Origin of the sequence: Lagierella sp. (genome assembly GCF_029983815.1) — a bacterium.
Taxonomy (GTDB): Bacteria; Bacillota; Clostridia; order Tissierellales; family Peptoniphilaceae; genus Mediannikoviicoccus.
In genome coordinates, this window is sequence record NZ_JASBYU010000008.1 from 58,287 (window position 1) to 78,883 (window position 20,597).

General features: G+C 35.4%; 22 protein-coding genes, 1 tRNA gene, 1 other RNA gene, 1 pseudogene and 1 other annotated feature. Of the genes and pseudogenes, 24 read left to right on the forward strand and 1 reads right to left on the reverse strand.

The window, feature by feature from the left end; all coding sequences use genetic code 11:
- Nucleotides 1-42: 42 nt before the first annotated feature.
- Nucleotides 43-180: a hypothetical protein gene (locus Q1K37_RS04770; RefSeq protein ID WP_300409950.1), complete on the forward strand. Its 138-nt coding sequence runs from the start codon at nt 43-45 to the stop codon at nt 178-180.
- A gap of 421 nt (nt 181-601) precedes the next feature.
- On the opposite strand, the gene ssrA is transcribed toward Q1K37_RS04770, so the two are convergent.
- Nucleotides 602-950, reverse strand: a transfer-messenger RNA (tmRNA) gene (ssrA, locus tag Q1K37_RS04775).
- Between the two features lie 155 nt (nt 951-1,105).
- On the opposite strand from ssrA, the gene polA reads away from it, so the two are divergent.
- The 23 genes and pseudogenes from polA to Q1K37_RS04890 form a co-directional block, all read left to right on the forward strand.
- Entirely contained in the window at nt 1,106-3,748 is a 2,643-nt protein-coding gene (gene polA, locus Q1K37_RS04780) for a DNA polymerase I (RefSeq protein WP_300409952.1), read from the forward strand.
- On the forward strand, nt 3,735-4,343 hold the full coding sequence (gene coaE / locus Q1K37_RS04785) for a dephospho-CoA kinase (protein ID WP_300409953.1): 609 nt from the start codon (nt 3,735-3,737) through the stop codon (nt 4,341-4,343). The genes polA and coaE overlap by 14 nt, the downstream gene beginning before the upstream one ends.
- A complete protein-coding gene (locus tag Q1K37_RS04790) occupies nt 4,340-4,981 on the forward strand; it encodes a lytic transglycosylase domain-containing protein (protein WP_300409954.1) in 642 nt (213 codons plus the stop codon). The genes coaE and Q1K37_RS04790 overlap by 4 nt, the downstream gene beginning before the upstream one ends.
- A gap of 7 nt (nt 4,982-4,988) precedes the next feature.
- Nucleotides 4,989-5,075 (forward strand) — tRNA-Leu (locus tag Q1K37_RS04795).
- 547 nt (nt 5,076-5,622) lie between these two features.
- A complete protein-coding gene (gene rsxC / locus Q1K37_RS04800) occupies nt 5,623-6,948 on the forward strand; it encodes an electron transport complex subunit RsxC (protein WP_300409956.1) in 1,326 nt (441 codons plus the stop codon).
- An 11-nt stretch (nt 6,949-6,959) separates the two neighbouring features.
- Nucleotides 6,960-7,916 (forward strand): RnfABCDGE type electron transport complex subunit D, encoded by a 957-nt coding sequence (locus Q1K37_RS04805; RefSeq protein WP_300409958.1) that lies wholly within the window; start codon nt 6,960-6,962, stop codon nt 7,914-7,916.
- Nucleotides 7,916-8,500, forward strand: a complete 585-nt coding sequence (locus Q1K37_RS04810; RefSeq protein ID WP_300409960.1) for an FMN-binding protein — start codon at nt 7,916-7,918, stop codon at nt 8,498-8,500. The genes Q1K37_RS04805 and Q1K37_RS04810 overlap by 1 nt, the downstream gene beginning before the upstream one ends.
- Nucleotides 8,501-8,509: 9 nt before the next feature.
- On the forward strand, nt 8,510-9,109 hold the full coding sequence (locus tag Q1K37_RS04815) for an electron transport complex subunit E (RefSeq protein WP_300409962.1): 600 nt from the start codon (nt 8,510-8,512) through the stop codon (nt 9,107-9,109).
- 14 nt (nt 9,110-9,123) lie between these two features.
- Entirely contained in the window at nt 9,124-9,702 is a 579-nt protein-coding gene (locus tag Q1K37_RS04820; protein WP_300409963.1) for an RnfABCDGE type electron transport complex subunit A, read from the forward strand.
- Nucleotides 9,703-9,711: 9 nt separating this feature from the next.
- Nucleotides 9,712-10,533: an RnfABCDGE type electron transport complex subunit B gene (locus Q1K37_RS04825; protein WP_300409965.1), complete on the forward strand. Its 822-nt coding sequence runs from the start codon at nt 9,712-9,714 to the stop codon at nt 10,531-10,533.
- Nucleotides 10,534-10,657: 124 nt separating this feature from the next.
- Entirely contained in the window at nt 10,658-11,038 is a 381-nt protein-coding gene (locus tag Q1K37_RS04830; protein ID WP_300409967.1) for a NusG domain II-containing protein, read from the forward strand.
- Nucleotides 11,038-11,529 (forward strand): Gx transporter family protein, encoded by a 492-nt coding sequence (locus tag Q1K37_RS04835; RefSeq protein WP_300409969.1) that lies wholly within the window; start codon nt 11,038-11,040, stop codon nt 11,527-11,529. Before Q1K37_RS04830 ends, Q1K37_RS04835 begins: the two co-directional genes overlap by 1 nt.
- Nucleotides 11,530-12,300, forward strand: coding sequence for a DNA repair protein RadC (radC, locus tag Q1K37_RS04840; protein WP_300409971.1), 771 nt, complete (start codon nt 11,530-11,532; stop codon nt 12,298-12,300).
- Between the two features lie 10 nt (nt 12,301-12,310).
- On the forward strand, nt 12,311-13,351 hold the full coding sequence (locus Q1K37_RS04845; protein WP_300409973.1) for a rod shape-determining protein: 1,041 nt from the start codon (nt 12,311-12,313) through the stop codon (nt 13,349-13,351).
- The gene (mreC, locus tag Q1K37_RS04850; protein ID WP_300409975.1) at nt 13,335-14,204 is read left to right on the forward strand and encodes a rod shape-determining protein MreC; all 870 of its coding nucleotides are present in this window, start codon (nt 13,335-13,337) and stop codon (nt 14,202-14,204) included. Before Q1K37_RS04845 ends, mreC begins: the two co-directional genes overlap by 17 nt.
- Complete coding sequence (gene mreD / locus Q1K37_RS04855; protein ID WP_300409978.1) at nt 14,197-14,685, forward strand: rod shape-determining protein MreD; 489 nt, start codon at nt 14,197-14,199, stop codon at nt 14,683-14,685. Before mreC ends, mreD begins: the two co-directional genes overlap by 8 nt.
- 8 nt (nt 14,686-14,693) lie before the next feature.
- Complete coding sequence (locus tag Q1K37_RS04860) at nt 14,694-17,981, forward strand: penicillin-binding transpeptidase domain-containing protein (protein WP_300409980.1); 3,288 nt, start codon at nt 14,694-14,696, stop codon at nt 17,979-17,981.
- Nucleotides 17,981-18,424 carry a hypothetical protein gene (locus Q1K37_RS04865; RefSeq protein ID WP_300409983.1) on the forward strand — a complete coding sequence of 148 codons (444 nt, stop codon included), beginning with the start codon at nt 17,981-17,983 and terminating at the stop codon, nt 18,422-18,424. The genes Q1K37_RS04860 and Q1K37_RS04865 overlap by 1 nt, the downstream gene beginning before the upstream one ends.
- A gap of 11 nt (nt 18,425-18,435) precedes the next feature.
- Entirely contained in the window at nt 18,436-19,026 is a 591-nt protein-coding gene (locus tag Q1K37_RS04870) for a ribonuclease E/G (RefSeq protein WP_300409993.1), read from the forward strand.
- A 20-nt stretch (nt 19,027-19,046) separates the two neighbouring features.
- Nucleotides 19,047-19,115 (forward strand) — a sequence feature (ribosomal protein L21 leader region).
- A gap of 10 nt (nt 19,116-19,125) precedes the next feature.
- Nucleotides 19,126-19,437, forward strand: a complete 312-nt coding sequence (rplU, locus tag Q1K37_RS04875) for a 50S ribosomal protein L21 (protein ID WP_300409986.1) — start codon at nt 19,126-19,128, stop codon at nt 19,435-19,437.
- Between the two features lies 1 nt (nt 19,438).
- Nucleotides 19,439-19,783: a ribosomal-processing cysteine protease Prp gene (locus Q1K37_RS04880; protein ID WP_300409988.1), complete on the forward strand. Its 345-nt coding sequence runs from the start codon at nt 19,439-19,441 to the stop codon at nt 19,781-19,783.
- Nucleotides 19,783-20,073: a 50S ribosomal protein L27 gene (gene rpmA / locus Q1K37_RS04885; RefSeq protein ID WP_300409990.1), complete on the forward strand. Its 291-nt coding sequence runs from the start codon at nt 19,783-19,785 to the stop codon at nt 20,071-20,073. The genes Q1K37_RS04880 and rpmA overlap by 1 nt, the downstream gene beginning before the upstream one ends.
- 185 nt (nt 20,074-20,258) lie before the next feature.
- Nucleotides 20,259-20,411: pseudogene (locus Q1K37_RS04890) on the forward strand (transposase); the annotation flags it as partial.
- Nucleotides 20,412-20,597 lie beyond the last annotated feature (186 nt).

Here is a 20,597-nt window from a genome sequence, read left to right on the forward strand (position 1 = left end):
AGGATTTGGAATGATTATTATGCAAAGAGAAAGGAGAAACAAATGGAAGATATGACAAGGCTAGAATTATTAACATTATTGTATTCGTTACAAGCTTTATTAGAAGATGGAAAAACAGATAAGGCAAAAGAAGTGATTGATAAGATAATTAAAGAGGCAGAACAAAAGCCTACTAACTAAATAGTAGGCACAAACAAAATTAGATAGGTGGGCTTGCCACCACCTAATCTAATTCTATATTAATATATAAAAAATGGCAAGAACTTTATTAATGGACTGTTGTCTAGTTATACAATTAGACGATAAACAACTAAATACTTTTTTAAAATTTCTACGTAAAATAGGGGTGATTTAGTCGCTCCTTTTTTACTTGTATTTCTACCAACTGTTTTTATACGAATAGAGGCTTAGATAGACTACAAATATAAATGGTATAAGAAAAGAACGGTTATTTTAAACCGTTCTAAATTTCTTTATAATCAATAGATTTCTGTTAGGTGATGGTGGCAATCGAATCTTAGCCAATCAGCTCTCCCTTTGGTCGGCTTCTTGGAGATTCTTTGCACGCAACCTACGACGAAATCGAAGATTTCTGTTAGGTTGGTGGAGATGAGGAGAGTCGAACTCCTGTCCGAAAATACATCCAAGGGAAACTCTCCGAGCGCAGCTTATTGTATTTTATTCCCTAATGTACTAAACAACAAGCAAGTACATACAATAGGTAGTTTCTAATACTAAGGTTGAGCCGAAACCCTCTCAACCCAGGGTCTCGCTAAGTTTGAAGTCAGGTTCTAGACTGCGAGAAAGCTAGAACGGACTACTACCTTTATTAGGCAGCTAATGCTAAATTATCTTCAGCGTTTATATTTTTTTGTCCTTTTTTTACGTTTTTAGACGAAAACGGCTCGCTATTCCAAATTCAGTATCCCCGTCGAAACCAGGTCATCCCCAAATAAATTTTTACTATTAAGTTTTTGTGTAATAAACCAATCCTGTTTTAGGGGATTGGTAAGATTATTATAACTCCAAAGTCAGTAAAAGTCAATGTTTAGAATTTTCATTAATTGGCTACTTAATATATAATAGGACATATATGGAGGGTTTTATGAAAGGTAAGTTTATGATAATCGACGGCTCTAGTTTAATCTTTAGAGCTTTTTATGCAATAAGAAATTTAACTACAAAAGACGGCATCTATACCAATGGTGTTTATGGATTTTTAACCATGTATTATAAGGCGATTGAAATGTATAATCCAGATTACATTTGTGTGGTATTGGATAAGTCTGGTCCGGTTTTCAGGGTTGAAGACTATAAGGACTATAAGGCCAATAGGGACAAGGCTCCTTCAGAATTGTCCTCTCAATTTGGAATCCTTAAAGATATTTTACAGGCCATGAATGTTTGCTATGAAGAAGAGACTGGGTTTGAGGCTGATGACATTGCTGGAACTCTTTCAAAGCGCGCCTTTAAAGAGGGATATGAAGTCTTATTGGTAACTGGGGACAGAGACTACCTTCAACTAATCAACAAGGGAGTCAGAGTCTTATTGACGGTAAAGGGAATAAGTCAAACTGAAAATTATGATGAAGAAAAAGTAATGGAGAAGTACGGACTTGTGCCAAAAGAGCTTATCGATGTAAAGGGCTTGATGGGAGACTCTTCCGACAATATTCCCGGAGTTCCAGGTGTGGGAGAAAAGACCGCTTTAAAGCTTATAAAGGAATATAAATCCATAGAAAATGTTTATGAAAATCTGGAAAATATATCAGGTAAGGCTTTAAAGAGAAATCTTGAAGAAAATAAAAATATGGCATTTCTAAGTAAAAAGTTAGGTACTATCTTTACAGAGGTTCCATTGAAGAGAGACCTTGAAGACTATAGAGTTGCAAAGCCCCAATATGAAAAACTTCAAGAAATATTTGAAAGGCTGGAGTTTAACACCTTTTTAAAGGAGCTTCCAGGAAAGGAAGTAGAGTATGAAAAGGACTTTAATGGTGTTAGGGTTGAAAGTTCTGAAAATCTAATCAAGCTTTTGAAGGGTGAGACGACCATAAGTTTTCACATGTTCTATAATGGAGACAATTATATCCATAGTAAGCCAGAGTACATTGGTTTTAAAGGTGAAAACAAAGATGATGTATATGTTTTAGCTCTTAAGACTGAAGAAGATTTAAATGAGCTTAAAGACCTTTTTGAAGATTCGAATATAACTCTTTTAAGCTACCACATAAAGTCTGATCTATATTATTTACTCAGAAATGGTATCAAGATAGACTTTAAGTATGAAGATATCTCCATAATGGAGTATTTGATAGACCCTTCTAAAACAAACTATCAACTTTATAAAACAGCTAAGGAGTTCTTGGATAGAAATATTAAATCCAGTGAAGAAGTCTTTGGAAAAGGAGCCAAGAGAAAGGATCTTGACGAAGTTGATTCAAAGGTTTTAGATAAATATATCGCAAGTTTTATAACTCTATGTGAAGACTTGAGAAAACCTCTTTTAGAAATCATCGAAGAGAGAAATATGCAAGAGCTTTTTTACAATATTGAAAACCCATTAATTCTCGTTTTGGCTGAAATGGAAAATACTGGATTTAAGGTAAGTAAAGAATATCTTGAAAAGCTTGGTGATATCTTTAATGGGGAAATTGAAGGCTTAGAGAAGGATATTTACAATGACGCAGGAGAGAAGTTCAATATAAATAGTCCAAAACAATTGGGTGTAATACTATTTGAAAAATTGGAACTTCCTGTTATCAAGAGGACTAAGACTGGTTACTCTACCAATGTGGAGGTCTTGGAAAAACTTAGGGAAGAACACGGGATAATAGATAAGATTTTAAGGTTTAGGACGATAAAAAAACTTCAGTCCACCTATGTTGAAGGACTGTTAAAGCTTATTTCTGAGGATGGAAGGATCCATTCTACATTTACTCAAACCATAGCTGTAACGGGACGTATAAGTTCTATTGATCCAAATTTACAAAATATTCCTATAAGAAGTGAAGAGGGACGTCTAATTAGAAAGGCCTTTATTTCCGAGGATGAGAAGACCTTGGTAGATGCGGACTACTCTCAAATTGAACTTAGAGTACTGGCTCATTTAGCTAAAGACGAGGTTATGCTAAATTCCTTCAAGGAGGGTGTGGATATTCATACTAAGACCGCTTCGGAAGTGTTTAATGTGGACTTGGACAAGGTAACGCCTTTAGATAGGTCCAATGCTAAGGCTGTAAACTTTGGAATAGTGTATGGTATTGGAGACTTTAGTCTTTCCCAGGATTTGAATATTACTAGGAAAGAGGCTAGGGCCTATATCGACAACTATCTAAAGACCTATAGCGGAATTAAGGAGTATATGGATAATATTGTGGAAGAAGGCAAGGAAAAGGGATATGTTCATACGATTATGAATCGAAGAAGATATGTCCCAGAACTTAAATCAAAGAACTACAATATTAGGGGATTTGGTGAAAGAATCGCATTAAATACTCCGATTCAAGGTTCTGCTGCGGATATTATTAAGATTGCTATGATTGAAGTTTACAATAAATTAAGAGAGAGAAAATTAAAGAGTAGGTTAGTTCTTCAAGTACATGACGAACTCATTGTGGAAGCTGAAAATGACGAACTTGAAGAGGTTAGAGAACTACTCCAAGAAACAATGGAAAATGCTGTGAAGCTTGATGTGGACTTAAAGGTTGATATTAGTACAGGAAAGAGCTGGTATGAGTCTAAATAATAGGATATTTGTCATTACAGGTGGGATTTCCTCCGGGAAGTCCTCAGTAATGAAAATTATTGAAAAAAGAGGTTTCAAAACCTATAGTAGCGATAAAATCGTCCATAATCTTTACGAGGATAGGTATATGAAAGAGTCCATAAAAGAAATATTTCCAGAAGAGGAAATTTTCAACTTAGATGGCTCTTTAAATAGAAAAAAATTGGGAGAGATTGTATTTAGTGATACAAAAAGAAGGGTAGAGCTTGAAAAACTCGTTCACCCAATGGTTGTTAACAAGATTATTTCTACTGTAAAGAAAAGTGAAAATGAATCCTTGTTTTTTGAAATACCCCTCTACTCAAAAGTAGAGGATATTTTACTAAATAGTTTAGATTATGATATAATTTCTGTTGATTGTAATAGAGATATTCAATTAAAAAGGCTACAGGAGAGACAGAGAATCACTCTTGAAGAGGCTGAAAAAATTATTCTTGTAAATGATACTTGGAGAAAATTTAAAAAGGTACCTTTAAGAATAATATGGAATAATGGTACAATAGAAGAGCTTCAAGAGAAGGTAGAACTCTTTTTAATAGAGGAGAATTTGATATGAAATTTTTAAAAGGCTTATTAAAATTATTAGTTGCACTTTTAATCCTTGGAATAATTGCATCCTTTGCAGTGGTTTCCTATGGAAGTTCAACAAGGCCTGTAAAATATGTGGAGGAAGTCACAAAATATAGTGAAGAGTATGGCGTTGACCCGTTATTGGTCATGTCCGTTATAAAGGTGGAAAGTAATTTCAATACTTCTGCTAAATCCCACATGAATGCTATTGGACTTATGCAACTTATACCTAAGACCAGTCAATGGATTTGTGAGAAGATGGGAATAGAGTATTCTGAAGATATGCTTCAAGATCCAGAAACCAATATAAAACTTGGAACCTACTATCTTGCATATTTGATAAATCATTTTGGAGACACGGATCTTGCAATCATCGCTTACAATGGCGGAATGGGAAATGTTCAAGAATGGTTGGATCAGGGAATCATTGGAAAAGCTGGTAAAGGCTTTGAAAACATCCCCATTGATGAAGCTAGGTACTATGATGTTAAAGTTAAGAGGAACTATGAAGTCTACAAGACCTTCTATGAGGATGTAGAACTTAAAGATGGTATGCATAAGGAGCCAAAGGTTTGGTTTTCAAATTATTTTAGACAGACAAAGGAGTTCTTAAGAGACTTTTAAGAATTTTGCAGAGATGGTGGAATTGGTATACACGCTATCTTGAGGGGGTAGTGGGAATTTTCTCGTGAGGGTTCGAATCCCTTTCTCTGCACCAATTACCTACAAAGTGGTCGTTTTTAAAATGCAGTTCTATTTGGTTCTTGAAAGGTAATTACAAAAGTGGTAAATAATAGGATTTGACGTTTTTCATATTGAAAGATATATGTAAAACGTCTTTTTTTGTAAATCGACATAATTAGAATATTAGGAATTAAAAAAGTCGGATAATAATGCAAGAGAAAGTAAAAGCTAAAAAGAAACTTATATTGATTTTTACCAAAGGCTTGAATTAATTTTTTATTTAAAACAATAGAAGAGGACAAAGGCAGGCGTAGTTCTTGTCAAAAAAGTTAAAAATTTTTAAGTTTTTTAGGTTTAGTATTGTAAATGGGGATTAAAGTTTGAATTAATCCCCGTTTTTTTGTAAAATTTATTTGAGTAAACTATGTTATAATAATTTACACGAGAGAAATAAAAATTTTGACAAGGGATAGCTAAATAGTTAAGAAGATGTCAAATTTTACTTTCTTTAGAATCAATCAGGTGTGAAACTTAAGGTTTTGAATACTTGATTATGAAAATAGATGAAAGGTAGGGGTGTTATGAGTAAGATTGAGTTGACCTTTAAGGGTGGAACTCATATGCATGATTTTAAGGAATTGACTAACAAATGTGAAATAAAAAATGGTCCTACTCCTGAGAAAGTATATATTGCCCTTCACCAACATACTGGGGTACCTTGTACTCCATTGGTTAAGGTTGGCGATGAGGTGAAGATGGGGCAAAAGATCGGAGAAGCACCAGGAACTATCACAGCTCCTGTTCATGCCAGCGTTTCTGGCAAAGTGGTGGAGATTAAAGATTTGACCACTGTTACAGGGGTACATACTAAAGCGGTCGTTATTGAGAATGACGGGTTGGATACTGTAGGATATACTCCTTATAATGATGGATATGAAAATTTACAACCAGAAGAGATAGTAAGAAGAGTTAAGGAAGCCGGAATTGTCGGTCTTGGAGGAGCAGGTTTTCCTACTCATGTGAAAATAAGCACAAAGCCGGAGGACAAAATCGACTTTGTTCTTGTAAATGGTGCTGAATGTGAGCCTTATTTGACAAGTGACCAAAAAACCATGGAGAAATTTCCGGAAAAAGTGGTAAATGGCTTGAGAATTGTCATGAGGGCTATGGGGGCGAAAAAAGGTTTTATCGGTATAGAATCCAATAAGCCAGATGCTATCAGACTTATAGATGAAGCATGTAAGAAATTTGATGATGTTGAGGTTTCTGTGTTAAAGACAAAGTACCCTCAGGGTGATCAAAGAAGGTTGATAGACTCCATATTGAAAATGAAGATGCCTTCTTCTACCAGAAGTACTACTGAAGGGGTACAAGTTATTAACTCCAGTACTGCAGCTGCAATTTATGAAGCGGTTATTGAAGGAAAACCATTATATGAAAAGGTGATTACTGTAACTGGTTCTTCTATTAACGAGCCTTCTAATTTACTTGTGAAGGTTGGAACTCCAATTAATGAAATCTTAGATTTTTGTGGTGGAGTGAAAGAAGATGTTGGAAAGGTAATTATCGGTGGTCCTATGATGGGTGAAAGTCAGTTTACTACTGAACTTCCAACTATAAAAGCCGTAGGTGGAATCCTTGTACTTAATAAGGAAGAAGCTAAACCTCCTGTCGTTACACCTTGTATTAAATGTGGTAAATGTGTGGACGTATGTCCTATTCATCTAATGCCACTATATCTTCAATTAAATGTTCTTCATGATAGATTTGAAGAGGCAAGGGACATGTATATTATGGATTGTATAGAATGTGGATCTTGTTCCTATGTTTGCCCTTCTAAGAGACCTTTAATCGAAGCTATTAGACATGGTAAGAGAGAACTAAGAGCTCAATCAAGTAAAAGATAGGAGAGAATAACGTGGAGAAGAATTTAAAAAATCAGAATGTTATTGACAATCTTCAAGGTAAGTTAGAAGTTTCTGCTATACCTCATATAAGATCTTCAATAACTAGTTCTAAGGTTATGTTAGATGTCATAATAGCTCTTCTACCTGCTTTTATTGCAGGAATATATTTCTTTGGAATGAGAGCCTTGTTATTATGTCTAGTTTCAGTTGGTTCAGCGGTGTTATCAGAATACGCTTTTGAAAAGTTGACCAATAGACCGATTACCGTAGGAGATTTATCGGCGGTGGTTACCGGACTTTTACTTGCGTTTAACGTGCCTGTTACAATGCCATTTTACATGGTAATATTTGGAAGTATATTTGCTATTATCATTACAAAGCAATTATTTGGTGGAATAGGTGCTAACTTTATGAACCCAGCCCTTGCTGCAAGAGCTGCCCTAATGGCTTCATGGCCAAAGGAAATGGCTAACTTCGTTGCTCCTGGTGCAGACGCAGTAGCTACAGCAACACCTTTGGCTGGAGGAGAGGTTACACTATTTGATGCCTTTATAGGAAATATGGGTGGTACTATAGGAGAGGTTTCTGCCATTGCACTACTCATAGGTGGAGCTTATCTTCTAATAAAGAAGGTTATAAGCATAAGAATTCCATTGACATATATTTTAACTACGGTGGTTTTTTTATTCCTATTTGGAGTACCTGCCGAAGATCTATTAAAACATGTACTTATCGGCGGTTTGCTTCTTGGAGCAATCTTTATGGCAACAGATTATGTAACTGTTCCAGTTAGCAAAAAGGGACAGATAATATTTGCCTTTGGCTGTGGTCTTATAACAGCGGCAATCAGGGTGTTTGGTTCTTTACCAGAAGGAGTTTCCTACTCCATACTAGTGATGAACTGTGCTACACCTCTTATAGAAAAAATGACCATGCCTAAACCTTTCGGAAGGGGAGGTAAAAAATAATGAAAAAGATTGTAACTTTAGCAGCTAAATTATTTATAATCACTGCAGTTGCTACAGCTTGTCTTTCAATTGTCAATGGTTTTACAGCTCCGATAGTTGAAACCAGGGCAAAAGAACAATATAAGATGTCTATGGAAGAAGTCTTTAAAGAAGCTGATGATTTTAAATCCTTAGAAGAAGTGGATAAGGACAAGTTTAACAAGATAGTAGAAGATAATGAAAACATTGAAGATATTGTAATAGCGTCAAAGGGCGGAACAGAGATAGGATACGTTTTTAAAACTATTGGAAAAGGTGGTTACGGCGGACCTATTAAATTCGTAGTTGGAGTCGATAGCGACTCTAATATCGTAGGATATAAGGTTTTAGAATCCTCTGAAACTAAGGGATTTGGTTCTCAGGTTGCAGAAGAGCCATTTATATCCTCAGTTGTTGGAAAGAGTATGGCAGAAGAGATGACTAGAGCGGACAATCCTTCTAAGGAAAATGAAATTCAAGCAATCTCCGGAACTACCATTTCAGTTAAGGCCATACTAAATGGTTTAAACGGTGCTGTTAAAGCATTGGCAGAGTTGAGAGGATAGGGGGATAAGATGAAGAAGATTTTAAAGAGTGGAATTATTACCAACAACCCCGTTTTAATACAACTTGTAGGACTTTGTTCAGTACTTGGGGTTAGTACCACAGTTATGAACGCTTTGGGAATGGGTGTGGCAGTAATAGTAGTAGCTACACTTTCAAATTTAGTAGTTTCCCTACTAAGAAACTTTATTCCCGACGAGATTAGAATACCATGCTATATCGTTGTAATTGCATCCTTTGTAACCATTGTAGATATGGTTATGAAGGCCTATACACCAGCACTTTATGCACAACTAGGTATTTTCATACCACTAATAGTTGTAAACTGTCTTATCCTAGCAAGGGCAGAAGGCTTTGCAAATAAAAACAAGGTATTTCCTTCTGTTGTAGACGGTTTTGCAAATGGTGTAGGGTATACGTTGACAATTGTAATATTGGCATTTATAAGAGAGTTACTAGGTTCTGGTGCGATTTTTGGTTTTGAATTATTATCAGGAGATAAGATTAAACCAATAGGTATAATTGCACAAGCTCCCGGTTCATTTGTTGTACTAGGTTTTATACTTGCTGTATTTAACTACATTACAATGAAAAAAGAAAGTAACAATTAAAGGGGGAGGAGAATATGTTAGGTAACATTTTTAAAATACTTATTTTATACATTTTGGTTAACAACTATGTATTGGGTCAGTTCCTTGGAATTTGTCCATTGATAGGTGTATCAAAAAAGACGGAAACAGCTGCAGGAATGGGACTAGCGGTTACCTTTGTAATAACTATAGCATCCGTTGTAACCTATGGAATTCAGTACTTAATCCTAGAACCTCTCAATTTACAATATACACAAACCATAGTATTCATTTTGGTAATTGCATCTCTAGTACAATTTGTTGAAATGGTATTAAAGAAGACAATGCCAGGTCTATATAGTGCACTTGGAGTTTTCCTACCACTTATTACGACAAACTGTGTAGTTTTAGGGGTAGCAATTGCAAATATTCAAGAAGGATATAATCTTATTGAAACCCTTGCATCTGCAATAGGTTCATCAGTAGGGTTTTTCATAGCCATCGTGTTTTTAGCAGCTATTAGAGAAAAGTTAGAACTTGCAAACGTACCAAAACCATTTAAAGGAGTTCCAATCGCTATGATAGCAATAGGACTTATGGCAATGTCATTCCTAGGTTTTTCAGGTTTAGTATAGGGGGATTAAATGGATATAAAATTAATTCTTATAGCCGTTGGTAGTTTAGGAGCTGTCGCTATTGTCTTTGCGGTTTTACTTGGATTTGCCTCAAAGGTGTTCCAAGTTCCCGTGGATCAAAAGGTTCAAGATGTAAGGGCGGCACTACCTGGAGCAAACTGTGGGGCCTGTGGTTACCCAGGTTGTGATGGACTTGCCAACGCCATTGTAAATGAAGGGGCAAGCATAGCATCCTGTCCAGTAGGTGGGGCGGATTTAGTTGAAAGACTTGCAGAAATCATGGGTCAAGTAGCTAATACCTCTTCAAAACAAGTTGCAGTAGTAAGATGTGCAGGAGATAAATGTCTTGCTGAAGATAAATTCGAATATAAGGGCATTAGAGATTGTAGGGCGGACAATGCATTACAAGGGGGACATAAAAAATGTCCTAAGGGATGTTTAGGATGTGGAACCTGTGTAGATGTATGTCAGTTTGACGCGATCCATGTGGTAAATGGAGTTGCGAAGGTGGACAGGGACAAATGTACAGCTTGTGAACTTTGTATTAAAATCTGTCCAAGGGACCTAATATCCTTAATGCCATACGACAATCAGACAGAAGTTCGTTGTAGCTCGACAGATAAGGGTAAAGATGTAAGAGGATATTGTAAAGTTGGTTGTATTGGATGTAAGATCTGTGAAAAGAACTGTCCAGTACAGGCGATTACAGTGGATAAATTCCTTGCTCATATCGATAAGGAAAAATGTGTGGACTGTGGACTTTGTATTAAAAAATGTCCTCAACACACAATTAGAGACTACGAAGAAAAGATTTTTCAATTACCACAATAAAAAATTATGGCCGGCGTGAGTCGGTCATTTTAATTTTTATACTTTCCCTTCAACAATAATTTCAGTGGTTTAAAAATACCGTTTAATATGATAAACTTAATTAAGAAAAAGACAGGTGTTGATTATGAAAAAGGGAGATAAATTACTCATTTTACTGATTTTTATTCTATCGATCTTCTCTTACGGATTCATATATTTAAATGGCGATAAAGAAGGTGGAAGATATATTTCTCTGCAGGTAAATGGAGAAGAAGTTAAACGACTCACCTTTACATCAGGAGAAGAACCCTACGTATATCGTCTTCAAACCGAATATGGTTTGAATGTGGTTGAAGTAGTTGGAAATAAGGTGCATCTTATTGAAGCGGACTGCCCTGACAAACTCTGTATTAAACAGGGGTTTATAGAAAAAACTGGAGAAGTCATAGTCTGCATACCAAATAAGATGGTTCTTGAAATAAAGAGTGATGATTTGGATAAAGAATTGGATGGAATTAACTATTGATGAAAAAGCCGATAACGATCAGTCTTTTAATCTCCTTTGCACTTGTGATCTCGCTTTTTGAAAACTCCATACCAATACCCATCCCAGTACCAGGTGTTAAACTTGGACTTTCCAATATTGTACTTTTAGTAACCCTTGTTATTTATGGGTTAAAGGAAGCGCTATTGGTAGGGCTGGTAAAGTCTTTTTTAATGTTTTTATTATCGGGAAGGCTTTCATCCTTGCCCTACAGTTTTACAGGAACTATTTTAGCTCTTATCTCCATGTACTTGGCCTATCGTTACTTAAGCAAGTGGCTAAGTCTAATAGGAGTAAGTGAAATAGGGGCTTTGTTTTTTAATTTGGGACAACTTTTAGCAGCGAGTATTATATTAAACAATTTTAAAATACTATACTATTTACCCTTAATTAACTTAATGGGTATAGTAACAGGTTATATTGTAGGACTTACTTCGGGTTTTATTTCCCAGAGGCTTAAAAAGGTGATATAGATGTGTAGTGATATAATAGAAGAGACTCAAAGTATAATTGCAATTGAAAAAAGTGAGTCTTTGGATAAAAAAATAAAAGATGATAAGGCCAATTTAAAGACTATAAAAGAATTTTCTGTATTTGATAGACCCAGGGAGAAGATGAGGGATTTTGGTCCTGGTATCTTGTCTTCAGAGGAATTGTTAGCTATTTTATTGGGTACGGGGACAAAGAAACAAAATGCCATTGAACTTGCTTCTAAGGTTTTAAATGAAATGAAAAGTCAAAATAACTTCAATGACATTACTTTGGAAGAACTTATGGAGATTGATGGTATTGGTCTTTCTAAGGCCTGTACTATAATTGCATCCTTGGAACTTGTCAAAAGACTGAATATTAGACAGTCAACCAAGGAATATAGGATAAATAGTCCAAAATCTTTGGCGGATATCTTTATGCATCAGCTATCTAGGGAGTTAAGGGAACACTTTTATATAATTTTACTTGATACAAAAAACAATATAATTTCAAAGGAGGAAATTTCTATTGGAACTTTAAACTCTTCTTTGGTTCATCCAAGGGAAGTTTTCAAACCTGCAATAAAAAAGAGTGCCAAGTCGATTATCTTATTACATAATCATCCCAGTGGCGATGTTACACCTAGTAATGAAGACATTAAGTTGACTTTGAGGTTGGAAGAAGCAGGACGGATTTTAGGCATAGAAGTTTTAGACCATCTAATTATAGGAGATGGCAAATATTTAAGTTTTAAAGAAAAATCATATTTTTAAGGAGCAGATTATGGCATCGTTTATAAAATTTTTTGCAAAGGATATAGGAATAGATTTAGGAAGTTCCAATACTATAATTTCAGATATCAATGGTAATGTCTTGGTAAACGAGCCTTCTGTCGTTGCAATAGATTTAAAGACCTATGAAGTGTTAGCTGTGGGAATTGAAGCAAAGAATATGATAGGAAAGACACCGGAGAATATCATGGCGGTAAGGCCTTTAGAAAATGGTGTAATTGCAGATTTTGAACTGACTCGAGCAATGCTTGAATTCTTCATAAGAAAGGCCAGCACAGGTTTTTCAGTTATGCAGCCTAAGGCAATTGTAACAGTGCCATCTTTTTTAACGGATATTGAAAAAAGGGCTGTTGAAGATGTGGTTATATACGCAGGATGTAGAGATGTAAGGCTGTTGGAAGAAAATATTGCATCTGCCATTGGAATGGGCATAGATATAAATGAGCCAAAGGGCAACCTAATACTAAATGTAGGTGCTGGAACAATTCAAGTATCCATAGTATCTTTAGCGGGGGTAGTTTCTTCAAGTGCTAGAAAATACGGTGGGGACAATGTGGAAAGAAATATTAAGTCCTATATTAAAAAATCCCACAATTTCTTAGTAGGTGGTTCCACCACAGAATACTTAAAGAACAATATTTGCACTTTGAAATCGGAGGACATTGAAAGATCTGCCACCGTCAGTGGCAAGGATTTGATTACAGGAATGCCTAAGGTTGCATCTGTAAGTGCTTCGGATTTACTCGACTGTATTTTATCCCTTGTAAATGAAGTTCACAGTTGTATTAGGGATGTACTTGAAAAGACTCCTCCAGAAATTTCTGGAGAGGTAATCTACGATGGAATAAAAATTTGTGGAGGAATGGCGGACTTAGACGGTTTAGCTGAATCCATAATTCAAAATATCAAGATAAATGCTCAAGTGGTAGAAAAGCCAGGTAAAGTTACGGGAATTGGAATAGGAAAGGCTCTAAATCTCTTAGAGGGAAAGAAGAGGTTTATATTTAGGAAGAATGATGTACAGGAATTTTAGAAATAATAACAAGAGGAGAAAAGGTGTAATATTCATTGTAGTTTGCCTTTTTTTGGTATCCCTTATAGCTACAAGTAATGGTAATAGCAAAGTTGTTGACATTGGAGGCAATGTCCTATCCACAATAACCACGCCTATTTCCAAAGCATTTTACTTCACCTCTTCTAAGGTAATAGACGGCTTAGAATTTATTTTTGGTTCTAGGCAGATGAGAAAAGACAATGAAAAACTAAATAAGGAAAACTTACTTCTGAAAGAACAAAATGCAAATATGCAAAAAGTTATAGACAATCAGGGATATCTTAAAGAAGAATATGAACTTATATCAAGTAAAAAGGGAGACCTTATTAAAGCTGGAATCGTAGGAGTGGACTCTTCCAACCTCTATGACAGATTTACCATCGACAAGGGCAGCAAGGATAAGATTAAAGTAAATGACCCAATAGTTCAAGGTGTTGTTGGAGAGGACTCGACTATAGTTCAGGGACTACTTGGAGTGGTGACGGATGTAGGTTATAACCATGCTAAGGTATCTTCTATTACAAATTCCACAAAGGGCACTTCCTTTAAAACTTCAAGAACAGGAGCGGTAGGTGTTATCAGAGGTGGAGAGGATAATCTCTTGACTGGATACATGTATAAGACTTCTGCAGATATAGCCGTGGGAGATAAGATCTATACTTCTGGTTTGGGAGGAATTTATCCAGCGGATTTATACATTGGTCAAGTTAGCAAGGTCTATAAGGATGAAACCAGTGCAAGGACTGAAGTTACAATAGAGTCTCCTATAGATTTTACTAATATCTATAGGGTTTTAGTGCTTAGAGTTATGAGAGAAGAAGAAAATGAATAAAGTTAAAATCGTTATTGTAGTAATAATAAATCTGTTGTTACAGACAGTACTTTTCAATAGAATAAAGATAATTGGCGTAAATCCCAATTTAACAATTCCTATAGTTGTGGCTCTTTCCCTGGGCTTTGGTGCCTATGTAGGAGGGTTTTCTGGACTTTTCATAGGATTATTGGAAGATATCCTATTTGCTAGAGTCCTTGGGGTAAGGGCTTTAATATATTTTATCGTCGGATTTCTAATAGGAAATTCCGAGATGGGAATTAACAAAGACGATGTAAGAACGGGAGTAGTTTTGACAGGGGTTTCAACTATTGCCTCCTTTATTTTAACTATATTAATAGGAAGCTTTTTAGGTGACTCCTTTAGCATTGGAAGTAGAGTTATACCTTTAATTGTGGAACTTGTATTAAATTGTTTAATGTACTTTCCGATTTTTATACTCTTCCAGAAAATTTTTGAATTTCCAAGATTTAGGTTGTAGGTGTTATTATGAAAAAATTTTTTAAAAAGACTTTTAAAGGATCAGAAGAAAGGGATAGATTTTTTGCAACAAAAATAATCTTAGGATTTCTAATGATCCTTCTTTTTTCTAAACTATTTTACTTGACAATTATAAAGGGTGAGTACTATAGAGATATATCTGAAAACACTAGGATTAGAGATATTGAAATAGTTGCACCTAGGGGCAATATCTATGATAGAAATGGCGAGATACTTGCAACTAATAAGACTGTGTTTACAGCAAGTATCTTAAAGGACGACTTTTTAAGGCTTGATGAGAAGAAGAGAAATGAAAGTTTAAGGGACTTGACTAGACTTTTAGAACTCGATGGAGCAAATATAAATCCAGACTATAGTCTTTCCTTTAACTTAATACAATATAAAGATAAGGAATCCTATATCAAGGAGAATGAAACTCCAATAGATAAGATGATTAGGATAATTAAGACAAATGACCTTCTAAATGTCCTTATTCATAAGGAGGAAGAAAAGGAGGGTTATAGGTATAGGGTGATTGATACGGTTATTAAATCCCTAAGCAATAAGGGGGTTGAACTTCCACTTAATGCAGGAAGTGATAAGATAACCTTTGAAAATCCAAATAAATCTGAATACTTAGAGGAAAATTCCTATGAAGATGGAGAAGATCCTTACACTTTTTTAAGTAGGGTTTTAAAAGAGGATGAGGGGATTATAAGAAATATTTTAAATCACCCCGTAGGAAGAAAACTTGCCTTTGACATAGTGAAGGCAAGTAATTTACAGGAAAATCTAAGTTTAGAACCCATAGGTTTTCAAGACCAAATCCTACTACTTGAAACCAAGGCTAAGCTGTCCAAGGAATATAGTGGAATTACAGAAAAATCCACTGCAAAAGAAGATTTTGTAACAATAGTAAGAAAGTCTACCCTAGACGAATTATTATCAAATGTTACATTTGACTCAAAATCTGGCCAACCTATAACTCTTCCTGCAAAGTTTGCCTTGGAAATTTTAGATAAGAAAAATATTAAACACAATCTAAAGGTTGTAGTAGACGAAAAGGATGTTAACAATCCAATAGCTCAAATTCAGTACAAGGACACTGAAAAACACGATCTCAATCCAAAGGATCAACTTGTCTTTTTGTTGGAAGAAAATGGTCTTATGGACGACTTTATAACCAATGAAAATGTAAAGTTCATTGCTCAAAATATAAATACAAATAAGAATATCGTTCCTTCAATTTCAGTAAAGGACTGGACCTATAGTTATGAAAAGAACATAGATGATATGTATGAGAGATTTGATTTAGACAAGAAAAAGGACAATGTGGATAAGCTATATAAGGAGATTGTAAAGTCCTATGACCTTGAAGGTTTTTTGAACTACGATCAGTATAATATTATAAAGCTCTATGATCTTATCAATAGGCATGGAGATTTACGATATGTTCCCCTGGACTTAACCTACAATCTTTCAGAAGTGACATTTTCTGCCATAGAAGAGAGATTTCCAGAGGGCTCTGGAATTATAGTGGACTCCCAGCCCATTAGATACTATCCTGGAGGATCCCTCGCTTCCCACACTATTGGATACATTGGAAAGATTTCAACACAGGTTGAAAAGGACGACTACCTTTCTGACGACAATTACAACTTGGCGTCCCTAATTGGGAAAAATGGCATAGAGGAGAGCCAAGAAAGGCAACTAAAGGGAATTAATGGAACTAGAAGGGTCTTAGTAGACAATAGGGGAAATATTACGGAAGTGCTTGGAGAAACAAAGCCTATTCCTGGAAAGGATGTATATTTGTCAGTGGACAAGAGGATTCAAAAGGCCAGTGAAGAAGCCTTGGCTGAAACCATGAATTCCCTTCAGATGGACAATGTATTCAACTCCAAATGGGGAGATGTAAACCTTGTAAGTTCCAGTACAACAGGTCAGTATAAGGATGCAACATCAGGATCTGTTGTGGTTTTAAATGCTAAAACCGGTCAAGTGGTATCTATCGCCAATGCCCCTGATATCAACCTAAACATGTTTGCCACAGGTATTTCTGCTTCCGATTGGAAAAATTTATTTCCAAAGGATGAAAGAGACCTAATTGCCCCTAGACCCCTTTTAAATATGGCGATTCAGTCTGCTATACAGCCTGGTTCCACCTTTAAACTTGCAACCTCATTGGCAGGTCTTGAAACGGGACTTGATCCAGATTTTACCATTAAGTGTCAAGGATACATCGAAGTTGGTGGAAGAATTTTCCAAGACGCCATATGGGGAATAAGTAGGGGAGTTCATGGAAATGAAGGTACTAGAGAGGCTATTAGAGATTCATGTAACTACTATTTCTATAACTTAGCCCTTGGAGTTGACAAGGGTTCTAAGGAAGGCGGAAGTTACAAATTAAATGTAGATGATGTGGCCAAGTATGCAAAGATACTGGGTCTTGGTGAAAAGACGGGAATAGACATCAACATTCCAAAGGAGACTGCAGGAACCCTTCCCGATAGACAGATAAAAAAAGCAAGTTATAAAAACCTATATCAGACCTTTTTAGAAGAAAATGCAAAAAATTATTTGATGGATCCAAAGACTTCCGACAGGGAACTGGAAGAAAAGATTCAAAAGATGTTAAAGTGGATTGACGAAGAAGAAGTTCCTTCTGAAACGGAAATTGTAAATAGATTGAAGGAGATGGGTTTTGATACAAAGAAAACTCAAGGTGAATCCAATCAGAATTTTCCTGCACAGATAAAATACAACTATATCGACCAATCCAACTGGTTGATTGGAGACAGTTTAAACGTTGTAATCGGTCAGGGTCAAAACGCCTACAGTCCGTTACAGATGGCAAGATATATGGCCACTATTGCAAATGGGGGCATTAAAAACAAGGTTTCTGTAGTGGATGAGGTGAAGGATCCTACAACGGGGAAAGTTGTATATAAGAATAGTCCCAATGGCAATAAGATTGAAATTGACGATTTTTCAGCGTTACAGGTAATTCGTGAAGGTACTAAAATGGCCGCTGAAGAGGGATATACTGGAAGAGTACTTGGGAAATTGCCCTTTGACATGGGAATTAAGTCAGGAACTGCAGAAGTGGGGCTTATAAACCCTGTAACAAATAAACCTTATAGCGACTATGGTTGGATGATAGGATTTGCTCCCTATGATGATCCAGAGTATGTAATTGCTGCCGTTGTAACCCAATCTGGAACAAGTGGAAATATAAGTCCAATGGTTCGTGAAATAATGGGTGCCTGCCTTGAGGCCTCACCTAAGGGGGAATAATGGAAAAGTGTTTTGTCCAAGTTGAAGAAGAAGTTTTATACCTGGGTTTTATCAAAGAAAAAAAGTTAGTCGGTTTGTCTAGGCTATTGGAAAAAGAAGGTATTTTCATCGGAAAAGTTGAAAGAAAAATGCCTAACTACAATGGATATATAGTACAACTTGAAGGTGGACAAAAGGGCCTACTGGATCAAAGAAATATCATAGGTGAAATAAAGTCAGGAGATGAAGTTCTCCTTGGGTTATATAAAAAAACCGATGATGACAAGTTGGATAAGTATACTATGAATTTTGGAATACCTGGGAAGTTCATAGTGTACTATCCCTTTTCGAAAAAAATTTACCTTTCAAAGAGAATACCAAGGTATAAAAGAGAAGTTTTACTTGAGACGGCAAAAAAAATAATATTAGTTCCATTGTCTTTAGAACAGAAGCTAGCAAAGTAGACTTTAAAGAGATTGAGGAGGAGTATTATAATCTCAAACAGGTTTTTCAAAAGATACTAAGGGAGTCAAAGTTTTTACCTATACCACGAAAGATTTTTACTTCCTATAGAAATGTCTTTTCCAAACTACATGGATTTAAGGGAAAGGTAATAGTAAATAGTGAAGAACTTTTTAAATATATAAAAAGCTACTTACCTAAAAGTAATCTAGAACTGGATAAAGATTATTCCTATGAATACGATGAAGAAATTTCAGAAGATTTGTTAAATTTAAAAACAGGTGTTTTGTACTTAGAGGGTGGCGGAAATATCATTATAGAAAAGACTAAGGCCCTTACAGCCATAGATGTAAATGCAGATGCTAATCTAGATTTCCTAAAAGTAAATGAGGAAGCTGTGAAAGAGTCACTACGGTCTATGGAAGTTATGGATATAAGTGGAATTATAATAATTGACTGCATTACTCTTTCAAAGGAAGAAAGAAGTAAATTGGACTTTTTTGTGAAAATGCAGATAAAAAATCATCCTAAAATTGTCTACCATGGCATAACAAAATTAGGTCTATTGGAATTTACAAAATCAGGTTTAGCTATTGACATTTAAGTAAAATTAACATATAATACTCCAGTGTGTAACCGCTCGATACAGGTATTAAAGCAAAGGCACCTGTTTCGGCGAGTCTTAATAATGAGGAGGTGCACTATGTACGCAGTAATAGAAACTGGTGGAAAACAATTAAATGTAGAGGTTGGAAAGAGCTACAAAGTTGAAAAACTTAATGTATCTGAAGGAGATACTGTAGAATTTGATAGAGTATTGATGGTTTCCAACGGTGATGATGTAAAAATCGGTAATCCTGTTGTTGAAGGAGCAAAGGTTAAGGCAACTGTAGAAGCTCAAGGCAGAGGAAAGAAAGTTATCGTTTATAAGTTCAAAGCAAAGAAGAACTTTAGAAAGAAAAAAGGACATCGTCAACCATTTACTCAAGTAAAGATTGAAGCGATAGAAGGTTAGTATGATTAAGGCAAAGATTACTAAAAATAGATTGGGACAGATAATAAGTGTTCAAGTAAGTGGACATGCCATTTATGGAGAATACGGAGAAGATATAATCTGTTCAGCGATTTCAGTATATCTTACCAACACCATTAACACATTAACCGAATTAGTTAAAGTGGAGGACAATTTAGAATATGAAATTGGAGAAGGTCATTTTCTATTAAATATTGACTATTCCAATATGGATTCTATGGAGATTAACGACACCACTTTAATATTAGAAAGTTTAAAATTAGCCTTGATTTCGATCGAGGATTCATACGGAGAATACATTAAAATTGTGACTGGGGAGGTGCAATAATGTTAAAACTGGACTTACAATTATTCGCCAGCAAAAAAGGGGTAGGTTCATCTAAGAACGGTCGTGATAGTAATGCCAAAATGCTTGGAACTAAAAGATCTGATGGACAGTTCGTATTAGCTGGAAATATTTTAGTTAGACAAAGAGGTACTAAAATCCATGCCGGAAACAATGTAGGTAAGGGTTCTGATGACACTTTATTTGCAAAGGTTGACGGAGTAGTAAAATTTGAAAGGTTAGGGAAGACAAGAAGACAAGTTTCTGTTTACCCTAAAGAAATATTAGCTTAAAAAATCACCGATTTTTCGGTGATTTTTTATTGTGCACTTTAGTGTGTTGAGTGAACGAAAGTGAGCGAAACAATAAACCACCTGCTATGCAGTTGGAGGATTAAAGCTTTAGCTTCAAGCACAAAAACCTCCTTGGTGTATAATTGTGATATTCACATGCACAATTATACACCAAGGAGGTTATATTGGATAAGAATAGCTTATAACACACTAAATATAGATGTAAATATCATATAGTTTTTGATCCTGAATATAGAAGTCAAGTAATCATTGATGTGGATATAGGAAGTATATTAAGAGAGTTATGCACACGGAAAGGAATAGAAATAATAGAGGCGAAATTATGTCCTTAATCGTTTATAAATGCAAAATATAACCTAATTAAATTTTACGTAAACTTAACACGATTGTAATAATATACAAAACATGATATACTCATATAAACTTTAATAGTCTAAAGTTAATCTGAAAGTCCAGTGGTAAAAAGTCAAGTGAAATTTAAAAATAGTTGAAATTTCTAAATG

Coding starts and splice junctions, on each gene's coding strand:
- Q1K37_RS04790 (WP_300409954.1), top strand. CDS start 4,340: ATGAAATTTTTAAAAGGCTTATTAAAATTATTAGTTGCACTTTTAATC.
- Q1K37_RS04845 (WP_300409973.1), top strand. CDS start 12,311: ATGGCATCGTTTATAAAATTTTTTGCAAAGGATATAGGAATAGATTTA.
- rplU (WP_300409986.1), top strand. CDS start 19,126: ATGTACGCAGTAATAGAAACTGGTGGAAAACAATTAAATGTAGAGGTT.
- coaE (WP_300409953.1), top strand. CDS start 3,735: ATGAGTCTAAATAATAGGATATTTGTCATTACAGGTGGGATTTCCTCC.
- Q1K37_RS04820 (WP_300409963.1), top strand. CDS start 9,124: ATGTTAGGTAACATTTTTAAAATACTTATTTTATACATTTTGGTTAAC.
- mreC (WP_300409975.1), top strand. CDS start 13,335: ATGTACAGGAATTTTAGAAATAATAACAAGAGGAGAAAAGGTGTAATA.
- polA (WP_300409952.1), top strand. CDS start 1,106: ATGAAAGGTAAGTTTATGATAATCGACGGCTCTAGTTTAATCTTTAGA.
- rpmA (WP_300409990.1), top strand. CDS start 19,783: ATGTTAAAACTGGACTTACAATTATTCGCCAGCAAAAAAGGGGTAGGT.
- Q1K37_RS04835 (WP_300409969.1), top strand. CDS start 11,038: ATGAAAAAGCCGATAACGATCAGTCTTTTAATCTCCTTTGCACTTGTG.
- Q1K37_RS04830 (WP_300409967.1), top strand. CDS start 10,658: ATGAAAAAGGGAGATAAATTACTCATTTTACTGATTTTTATTCTATCG.
- rsxC (WP_300409956.1), top strand. CDS start 5,623: ATGAGTAAGATTGAGTTGACCTTTAAGGGTGGAACTCATATGCATGAT.
- Q1K37_RS04865 (WP_300409983.1), top strand. CDS start 17,981: ATGGAAAAGTGTTTTGTCCAAGTTGAAGAAGAAGTTTTATACCTGGGT.
- mreD (WP_300409978.1), top strand. CDS start 14,197: ATGAATAAAGTTAAAATCGTTATTGTAGTAATAATAAATCTGTTGTTA.
- Q1K37_RS04825 (WP_300409965.1), top strand. CDS start 9,712: ATGGATATAAAATTAATTCTTATAGCCGTTGGTAGTTTAGGAGCTGTC.
- Q1K37_RS04860 (WP_300409980.1), top strand. CDS start 14,694: ATGAAAAAATTTTTTAAAAAGACTTTTAAAGGATCAGAAGAAAGGGAT.
- Q1K37_RS04815 (WP_300409962.1), top strand. CDS start 8,510: ATGAAGAAGATTTTAAAGAGTGGAATTATTACCAACAACCCCGTTTTA.
- Q1K37_RS04880 (WP_300409988.1), top strand. CDS start 19,439: ATGATTAAGGCAAAGATTACTAAAAATAGATTGGGACAGATAATAAGT.
- Q1K37_RS04810 (WP_300409960.1), top strand. CDS start 7,916: ATGAAAAAGATTGTAACTTTAGCAGCTAAATTATTTATAATCACTGCA.
- radC (WP_300409971.1), top strand. CDS start 11,530: ATGTGTAGTGATATAATAGAAGAGACTCAAAGTATAATTGCAATTGAA.
- Q1K37_RS04770 (WP_300409950.1), top strand. CDS start 43: ATGGAAGATATGACAAGGCTAGAATTATTAACATTATTGTATTCGTTA.